The sequence below is a fragment of the Caballeronia sp. genome, assembly GCF_049581465.1.
Classification (GTDB): Bacteria; Pseudomonadota; Gammaproteobacteria; order Burkholderiales; family Burkholderiaceae; genus Caballeronia.
In genome coordinates this window covers 1-3,353 of sequence record NZ_JBAUSA010001203.1, presented here as the reverse complement: position 1 = coordinate 3,353, position 3,353 = coordinate 1, and the positions used below count along the sequence as shown (strand labels likewise).

Here is a 3,353-nt window from a genome sequence, read left to right as displayed (position 1 = left end):
GTGTTCAACTGCGGGTTAAATGTTTGGGGCCGTGCTACGTTCGGGCCAAAAACCCAATGTGAGCAACGCCGACACTGAGGTATTCGCGGTTTGAACGCGTTTCTTTGCTTCGTTTCTTTGCGCGTTTGCAAAGAAATGAAGTCCCGCCCCGGATAGGGGCTAACAGTAATAAGCAAGAAAATACTATCTATGCCAGCCGCTGCGGCTAGCAGAAGGACTCAACGTTATCCCCACACTCGCCGCTCGCAGCACCCCTCCTACCCTCACCCACACTCGCCGCTACCAGAACCCTACCCCCCAGCGCCCCAACCCCCAAAGCCGCCAGCCGGCTCCTCGCCGACTCCCGTCCAATAATCCCGCCGGGAATAAATCTCCTTCAAATAATCAATAAAGTAACGCACGCGCGCAGGCACGTAGCGCTGCTGTGGATAAACCGCCAGGATGTCGTAATCCGGCAGCGCGAACTCGTCCAGCACGGTTTCGAGTTCGCCCGTTGCGAGTTGCCGCTGGATTTCCCACGTCGAACGCCAGCCCAGCCCCAAACCCTCCGATACCCATCGGTGCAGCAATTCGCCGTCATTGCAATCCAGGTTGCCGGCCACGCGCACCGTCGCCAGCTTGCCGTTGCGACTGAAGTACCAGCCCCGGTTCTGGCCGCCCTGCAGGTTGAACGCAAGACAGTTGTGGCGTGGCAGGTCTTCCAGTGTCTGCGGCCTGCCGTGCCTGGCGAAATAGGCCGGCGTGCCACACACCACGCGCCGGTTTTGCGCCAGCTTCACCGCGACGAAATTCTGATCGACCGCCCCGCCGATCCGTATCGAAAGGTCGTAGCCCTCCCGCACCAGGTCGACCACGCGGTCGGTCAGGTTGAACGACATCTGCAGCGCGGGTTTGTCGGCGAGGAATACGGGTGCGTGAGGCGCCACGTGCATCCGGCCGAACGCCGCCGGCGCCGAGACGATCAGATGCCCGTCGACCAGACGCGTTCCGTCGGCGAGTTCGTTTTCCGCCTGATGCCAGTCGGCAAGCAGCCCCCGGCAACGCTCCAGGAATGCCGCGCCCTCCTCGCTCACCACCAGGCGGCGCGTGGACCGATACATCAGCTTCACGCCGAGACGCTTTTCAAGCGCATCGATACGCCGCCCCAATATCACCGGCGACACCCCTTCCTCCAAGGCCGCCGCGGCAAGACTCCCGGCCTCAGCGACTTTCACAAACGTCTCGATTTGCCCGAAGCGATCCATTGCACGGCCTCCATTGCGTACTTTTTGTATCGGATAAAGCGACTTCTGCTGATCTTATCGCCACTTCGTGGTCGGCTTAAAGTCCTTCTCAGCGATGTTCGGTATTCGGACCGGGCCTGGAAACATATTGGAAAGGAGACGTTCATGACAAAAATGCGAGCTGTCGATGCAGCCGTCCTCGTGCTGGAAAAGGAAGGCATCGAGATGGCATTCGGTGTTCCGGGCGCGGCCATCAATCCGTTCTACTCCGCGCTTCAGCGTGCCGGAAGCATCGGCCATGTGCTTGCTCGGCACGTGGAAGGCGCTTCGCACATGGCTGAAGGCTATACGCGGGCGGCGCCGGGCAATATCGGCGTGTGCATTGGCACGTCGGGACCGGCGGGCACCGATATGATCACCGGGCTCTATTCCGCGCAGGCCGACTCCATCCCGATTCTCGCGATCACGGGTCAGGCGCCGCGTGCGCGTTTGTACAAGGAAGATTTCCAGGCCGTCGATATCGAATCGATCGCGAAGCCGGTCACGAAGTGGGCCGTGACCGTGCGCGAACCGGCGCTCGTGCCGCGCGTGTTCCAGCAGGCGTTCCACTTGATGCGCTCCGGCCGGCCGGGGCCGGTGCTGGTCGATTTGCCGATCGACGTGCAACTCGCCGAGATCGAGTTCGACATTGATACGTACGAGCCGTTACCCGTCTATAAGCCCAAGGCGACGCGCAAGCAGATCGAAAAGGCGCTGGCGATGCTCAATGCATCCGAGCGGCCGTTGATTGTGTCCGGTGGAGGCGTGCTGAACGCGGCTGCGGAAGATTTGCTGGTCGAGTTCGCGGAAATCCTGAATGTGCCGGTGATTCCGACGCTGATGAGCTGGGGCGCCATTCCCGACGACCATCCGCTGATGGTTGGCATGGCGGGCTTGCAGACATCGCATCGATACGGCAACGCAACGGTGCTTGCATCGGACTTCGTGCTGGGCATTGGCAACCGATGGGCGAATCGGCATACGGGCAGCGTCGAGGTTTATACGAAGGGCCGGACATTCGTGCACGTCGATATTGAGCCGACGCAGATTGGCCGCGTGTTCGGACCGGATCTGGGGATTGTCTCCGATGCAAAAGCGGCGCTCGAACTGTTCGTGGAAGTGGCTAAGGAATGGCGTGCGGCTGGCAAATTGAAGACGCGTAGCGTCTGGGTTCATGAATGCCAGGAACGCAAGCGCACGATGCATCGCAAGACGCATTTCGATAACACCCCGATCAAGCCGCAACGGGTGTATGAGGAGATGAACCGCGTGTTCGGGCGGGACACTTGCTATGTCTCGACGATCGGTTTGTCGCAGATTGCTGGCGCGCAGTTCCTGCATGTGTACAAGGCGCGCAACTGGATCAATTGTGGTCAGGCCGGGCCGCTCGGCTGGACCATTCCGGCTGCGCTGGGCGTGCGGGCAGCAGATCCTCAGCGCACGATCGTGGCGTTGTCGGGCGACTACGACTTCCAGTTCATGATTGAAGAACTTGCGGTTGGCGCGCAATTCCGCCTGCCGTACATCCATGTGGTTGTCAACAACTCGTACCTTGGCCTGATCCGTCAGGCGCAGCGCGGTTTCGAGATGGATTACTGCGTGCAGCTTGCCTTCGATAACATCAACGCGCCTGAGTTGGATGGGTACGGCGTGGATCACGTTGCGGTGGCGGAGGGACTGGGCTGCAAGGCTTTGCGCGTGTTCGATCCGGAGCAGATCGCACCGGCGCTGAGGAAGGCGGAGTCGATGCTCGCTGAATTCAACGTGCCGATTATTGTGGAGGTGATCTTGGAGCGCGTGACGAATATCGCAATGGGGGCGGAGATTGACGCCATTAATGAGTTTGAGCCCCTCGCCGAAGGGATAGAGGACGCTCCGACCGCTGTCTCACGTTGAGGGGGTTGGGGCTGCGGGTGAGTGTGCGGTGAGGGTGGAGGGGGTGCTGTTCGCGGCGAGTGTGGGGATAGGATTGAGTCCTTCTGCTAGCGTGGTCGTTCTGCTTAATTCGGATTTTCTTGCCTATTTCTGTTAGCCCCTATCCGGGGCGGGACTTCATTTCTTTTCAAACGCGAAAAGAAACGAAGCAAAGAA

Annotated in this window: 2 protein-coding genes; one reads left to right on the top strand and one right to left on the bottom strand. The window is 60.1% G+C overall.

Annotation, left to right across the window (positions count from 1 at the left end):
* Positions 1-290: 290 nt before the first annotated feature.
* A complete protein-coding gene (locus tag WCA53_RS29370; RefSeq protein WP_423919463.1) occupies positions 291-1,244 on the bottom strand; it encodes a LysR substrate-binding domain-containing protein in 954 nt (317 codons plus the stop codon).
* 144 nt (positions 1,245-1,388) lie between these two features.
* On the opposite strand from WCA53_RS29370, the gene gcl reads away from it, so the two are divergent.
* Positions 1,389-3,158: a glyoxylate carboligase gene (gene gcl / locus WCA53_RS29365; RefSeq protein WP_423919460.1), complete on the top strand. Its 1,770-nt coding sequence runs from the start codon at positions 1,389-1,391 to the stop codon at positions 3,156-3,158.
* The last annotated feature ends 195 nt before the right edge of the window (positions 3,159-3,353 follow it).

What these genes read in the sequence shown, in the direction of transcription:
- WCA53_RS29370 (WP_423919463.1), bottom strand. Translation starts at nt 1,244, where the DNA reads ATGGATCGCTTCGGGCAAATCGAGACGTTTGTGAAAGTCGCTGAGGCC.
- gcl (WP_423919460.1), top strand. Translation starts at nt 1,389, where the DNA reads ATGACAAAAATGCGAGCTGTCGATGCAGCCGTCCTCGTGCTGGAAAAG.